Source organism: Aeromonas sp. R3-1 (assembly GCF_040908345.1).
Lineage (GTDB): Bacteria > Pseudomonadota > Gammaproteobacteria > Enterobacterales > Aeromonadaceae > Aeromonas > Aeromonas veronii.
Genome location: NZ_JBFODN010000251.1, coordinates 1 through 4,572 on the forward strand (window position 1 = coordinate 1; position 4,572 = coordinate 4,572).

General features: G+C 43.4%; 6 protein-coding genes and 1 pseudogene. 5 read left to right on the top strand and 2 right to left on the bottom strand.

Annotated features, from left to right (window positions below; genetic code table 11):
• The 5 genes and pseudogenes from AB5Y85_RS17240 to AB5Y85_RS17260 form a co-directional block, all read left to right on the top strand.
• The coding region (locus tag AB5Y85_RS17240) for an IS3 family transposase (RefSeq protein WP_368221855.1) at positions 1-236 on the top strand (236 nt) is incomplete at its 5' end.
• Between the two features lie 31 nt (positions 237-267).
• Positions 268-571: pseudogene (locus tag AB5Y85_RS17245) on the top strand (IS1 family transposase); the annotation flags it as partial.
• A 332-nt stretch (positions 572-903) separates the two neighbouring features.
• The gene (locus AB5Y85_RS17250; RefSeq protein ID WP_252657435.1) at positions 904-2,571 is read left to right on the top strand and encodes a methyl-accepting chemotaxis protein; all 1,668 of its coding nucleotides are present in this window, start codon (positions 904-906) and stop codon (positions 2,569-2,571) included.
• Entirely contained in the window at positions 2,572-2,718 is a 147-nt protein-coding gene (locus tag AB5Y85_RS17255; protein WP_155395910.1) for a hypothetical protein, read from the top strand. It abuts the gene before it with no gap.
• On the top strand, positions 2,715-2,987 hold the full coding sequence (locus AB5Y85_RS17260) for a hypothetical protein (protein WP_201883592.1): 273 nt from the start codon (positions 2,715-2,717) through the stop codon (positions 2,985-2,987). Before AB5Y85_RS17255 ends, AB5Y85_RS17260 begins: the two co-directional genes overlap by 4 nt.
• Before the next feature lie 131 nt (positions 2,988-3,118).
• Here AB5Y85_RS17260 and AB5Y85_RS17265 read toward each other — a convergent pair whose 3' ends face one another.
• Positions 3,119-3,508, bottom strand: a complete 390-nt coding sequence (locus AB5Y85_RS17265) for a hypothetical protein (protein WP_270820925.1) — start codon at positions 3,506-3,508, stop codon at positions 3,119-3,121.
• 179 nt (positions 3,509-3,687) lie between these two features.
• On the bottom strand, positions 3,688-4,572 hold an 885-nt coding region (locus AB5Y85_RS17270; RefSeq protein WP_368221857.1), incomplete at its 5' end, for an IS5-like element IS5 family transposase.

The window sequence follows — 4,572 nt, forward strand, 5'->3', positions numbered from 1 at the left end:
CCTCCATGTCACGCAAGGGGAACTGCTTCGACAATGCCCCGATAGAAAGCTTCTGGGGGTCTCTTAAAAATGAACTGGTTCACCACCATAGATTCGAGACGAGAGCGGAGGCCAAGGCAGCGATTCAGGAATACATAGAGATTTTTTACAACCGCCAGCGTCGGCATTCACGACTTGGCAATGTCAGCCCGGCGGAGTATAACAAGAGGTATTGGAGAACGGCTCAGGCTGCTTGATCCGGGACTGTCCGATCTTGTCAGGAGACCTCATACCAAGAGAAAACAAGTCGTGGCATATACCTTTGGCCCACGCAGCGATGAGATATGCCGCCGCTTGCTGAGCCTACTTTCTCCGTTCCAGATTGGTTTTATCACCAGCGATGACTGGGGGAGTTACGCCAGAGATGTGCCGAGTGAGATACATCTGACCGGGAAGATATTCACCCAGCGTATCGAGCGTAACAACCTGATGCTCAGAACGCGCATCTCGCAAGACCATCTGCTTCTCTCGTTCCGTTGAGCTCCACGAGAAAGTGATTGGTGCCTTTATAGAAAGGCACCATTTCAACTGATTGGAAGTATTATCAAATAAGCTATAGAAAAGCTGTACGTGGCCGATGATAATAAATGTACGCACAATGCCGCAATTTCTCATGGCTTACCAATATTGTGACTGTAGGAAAGGTAAAGGTAGTGTTAAAAAAATGAATTTTGATTGTGCACGGTATTGTTGATGGTCTTGTCCTACAGGTTAAGGAACATGCTAATTTGACTAAGCTATGTGCGTAGAGATTGAAATTCTGAGGGAAGGGACTAGCAAAGGCGTTGGCAGCGTACGTAACACCGTTTGATAGCTATCATTTGGCAATCGACGGTTATGAGTAACAATTATATAAGGTGACATATGCAGAAATTTATTAGCTTGGGCGTGAGAATTAGGATGTCCTTTTTTGTCTTAATTGTTGCTATACTCATTATGTCTTGGGTTTCGTTTGCTTCCCTTCATTCGATGGGAGAAAGAGTGTCTACTTTAAATGATGCGGTGCTTCCATCTATTCAAGTATCTTCATCAATTGATAGCACATTGGGGACAATTCGTCAAATTGAATTAAACATTCTAATTCACCAAATGAATGGAAATAAATCTGAAATATCAAATTTACTAAATCAGATGCAACTCTTTAGAAAAAAATACGCTGAAATTGATGCTGTATATGAAGAATTGCCATATTCGTCTGAAAAATATTCACAGAGAGAGGATGCTGACGCTGAAGAATTCCGACACTTAATAGGTAAATACTTGTCTGGCAATGACATGGTTATATCATTGTTAAATTCATATATAAATCAAAATATAGAACCAGAAGGTTTATATGATATTGTAATGGTAAAACAGTGGGAATTGTTAAAACCAGCTGCAAGTAAGATGGCTGATATCATAAAATTCAATCAGCAGGTGGCGGCTGAGTTAAATTCTACTGCCAAGGAGGAAGAGGAAAAATCTGAAATCATAAATTATTCAATTTGTGTTGTCGCGTTGCTCATAGCAGGGATTATCTCTCAACTTCTCTATGTTAAAATTAAAAAGCCAATGGATTATTTGGTTGAGCAGGCCGGGTTTATTTCATCTGGTGATCTGACAAAGAATATCAATAAAAAAATATTCTCAAATGATGAGATTGGTGCCTTGGCTGATGTTTTTTCTACAATGAGAGCTAATTTATACCATATGGTAAGTGAGCTATCTCAAGCTATATCTCAACTTAGCGCAGCAGCAGAAGAAGTTAGTGCTATATCATCACAGTCATCAAGCAATATGAAAAAACAACAAGTTGATTTGGCATCACTAGCAACAGCAATGAATGAGATGCAAGCGACGATAGATGAAACATCCAGAAACACACAGGAGGCAGCTAATACATCAGAGGAAATGAACTCGTTGTCTGTTGAGTGTTTAAATACGGTTGGGCGTGCGCATGAGACGGTTAATGGTGCCATGTCAACAATTACATCCACATCAAAAGCTATAGAGCAACTAGGTGTTAACAGCCGCAATATTAGTATAGTAGTTGAGGTTATTCAAAATATTGCAGAGCAAACAAACTTGTTGGCTTTGAATGCAGCCATCGAAGCCGCTCGCGCTGGTGAGCAGGGGCGTGGGTTTGCTGTCGTCGCTGACGAGGTAAGAACTTTAGCAAAGAGAACTCAAGATTCAACAGCTCAGATAAATAAGATAGTAAGTGAGTTTCAATCCGAAACATCAAACGCTAGCAGCTCTATGCAGCAGAGTAATGGTATGATCGAGGCTATATCTAAAGATGCAAACTCAATTAATGTATCGGTAAATGATATAGTTCAATCTATTTCGGTAACATCACAGATGAATGCTCAAATAGCGGCGGCACTAGAGGAACAGGCTACAGTTAGTCAAGAATTGAATAGAAATATTATCAATATTAGTAATGCATCTGATGAGGTTTCTTCTGGTGCGGAACAAATGAATCAGGCTTGTGCAGAGTTGGCTGACTTGGCAGGCAAACTATATGCCATATCTAAGGGCTTTAAGGTGTAGTTGTCTAATCGTTTGTGGACTGGTGGGGCGGATGGCGTTAATGTACATGTTTTCACCATTCGCTATATCGGTTATTTTTCGATAACTCCCCAAAAGCTAAAAGGGTTTGCTATGGATGAATTTGATATAAAAAAGAAATTCATTTGATTGTTGATGAGCTGGTGCTGGCAATAGATGGGTTATTTTTGTCAGTGTGTAAAATAAGTGAGATGACGACTCAATTTCTTGATTTAACACTGCTAAATAAAATAAAGAGAGAAAATGAAACGTTGATTGATAAGGTTTTTGATGTAAAGGCGAGTGTTGAGCAAAAAAACAAAATGAACAAAAAGGTAATAGACTTAAGGGGGAGGATATCAATGTTGATAGATAAAAAATGGGTGATGACGTTTGAATTAAACGTAATTAATGCCTGAGCATCATCAACACTTTAGTTTACTTCGTCAACTTTGCGATAGAACCAGTGGAAAACGATTGGCTAGCGATTAAGCTAAGGGGCCAGCTTTAGCCTGCCCCAGTGAGTGAAGTGAACGATTTGAGTGCATTGTTATGTGCCTTTTGTATTGCAGCTTTTGATACCGCGAAATTCATGGCCGTTTGGTATGCTTTTAGTAAGAGTTGCTGATTTCGGAATTGTTGGTGGCAGTTCGGTTTCAGAGATATTTGATAACCATATGAGCTGGCCTTCTTTGATGCTTAGTACAGCCTCAATTGGTTTGTCACTATGGCTGCTATGTAGGGTTACTTTAGCTGTGTTCGCGCTAGTTTCCTGCCCATATACTGTAGGTTTTTTATCATCTGCCCATCCCCAGTCTATTTTTGCTGTGCCGCGGCCCGTGCCATAATGGAAGCCGCAGATGGTGTTTTTTTCTTGGATTAGGTAAATATCGAATTTGTCCGCGCTATTCGTAATAGTTCCACTTTTGGGAAATTCCATGTGCCAGATACCGGAAAAATTGGCAAATACTTAAGGAAGGTGCGAATAAGCGGGGAAATTCTTCTCGGCTGACTCAGTCATTTCATTTTTTCAGTTTGAGCCGATCTTTTCTCCCGTAAATGCCTTGAATCAGCCTATTTAGACCGTTTCTTCGCCATTTAAGGCGTTATTCCCCGTTTTTAGTGAGATCTCTCCCACTGACGTATCATTTGGTCCGCCCGAAACAGGTTGGCCAGCGTGAATAACATCGCCAGTTGGTTATCGTTTTTCAGCAACCCCTTGTATCTGGCTTTCACGAAGCCGAACTGTCGCTTGATGATGCGAAATGGGTGCTCCACCTTGGCCCGGATGCTGGCTTTCATGTATTCGATGTTGATGGCCGTTTTGTTCTTGCGTGGATGCTGTTTCAAGGTTCTTACCTTGCCGGGGCGCTCGGCGATCAGCCAGTCCACATCCACCTCGGCCAGCTCCTCGCGCTGTGGCGCCCCTTGGTAGCCGGCATCGGCTGAGACAAATTGCTCCTCTCCATGCAGCAGATTACCCAGCTGATTGAGGTCATGCTCGTTGGCCGCGGTGGTGACTAGGCTGTGGGTCAGGCCACTCTTGGCATCGACACCAATGTGGGCCTTCATGCCAAAGTGCCACTGATTGCCTTTCTTGGTCTGATGCATCTGCGGATCGCGTTGCTGCTCTTTGTTCTTGGTCGAGCTGGGTGCCTCAATGATGGTGGCATCGACCAAGGTGCCTTGAGTCATCATGACGCCTGCTTCGGCCAGCCAGCGATTGATGGTCTTGAACAATTGGCGGGCCAGTTGATGCTGCTCCAGCAGGTGGCGGAAATTCATGATGGTGGTGCGGTCCGGCAAGGCGCTATCCAGGGATAACCGGGCAAACAGACGCATGGAGGCGATTTCGTACAGAGCATCTTCCATCGCGCCATCGCTCAGGTTGTACCAATGCTGCATGCAGTGAATGCGTAGCATGGTTTCCAGCGGATAAGGTCGCCGGCCATTACCAGCCTTGGGGTAAAACGGCTCGATGACTTCCACCATGTTTTGCCATGG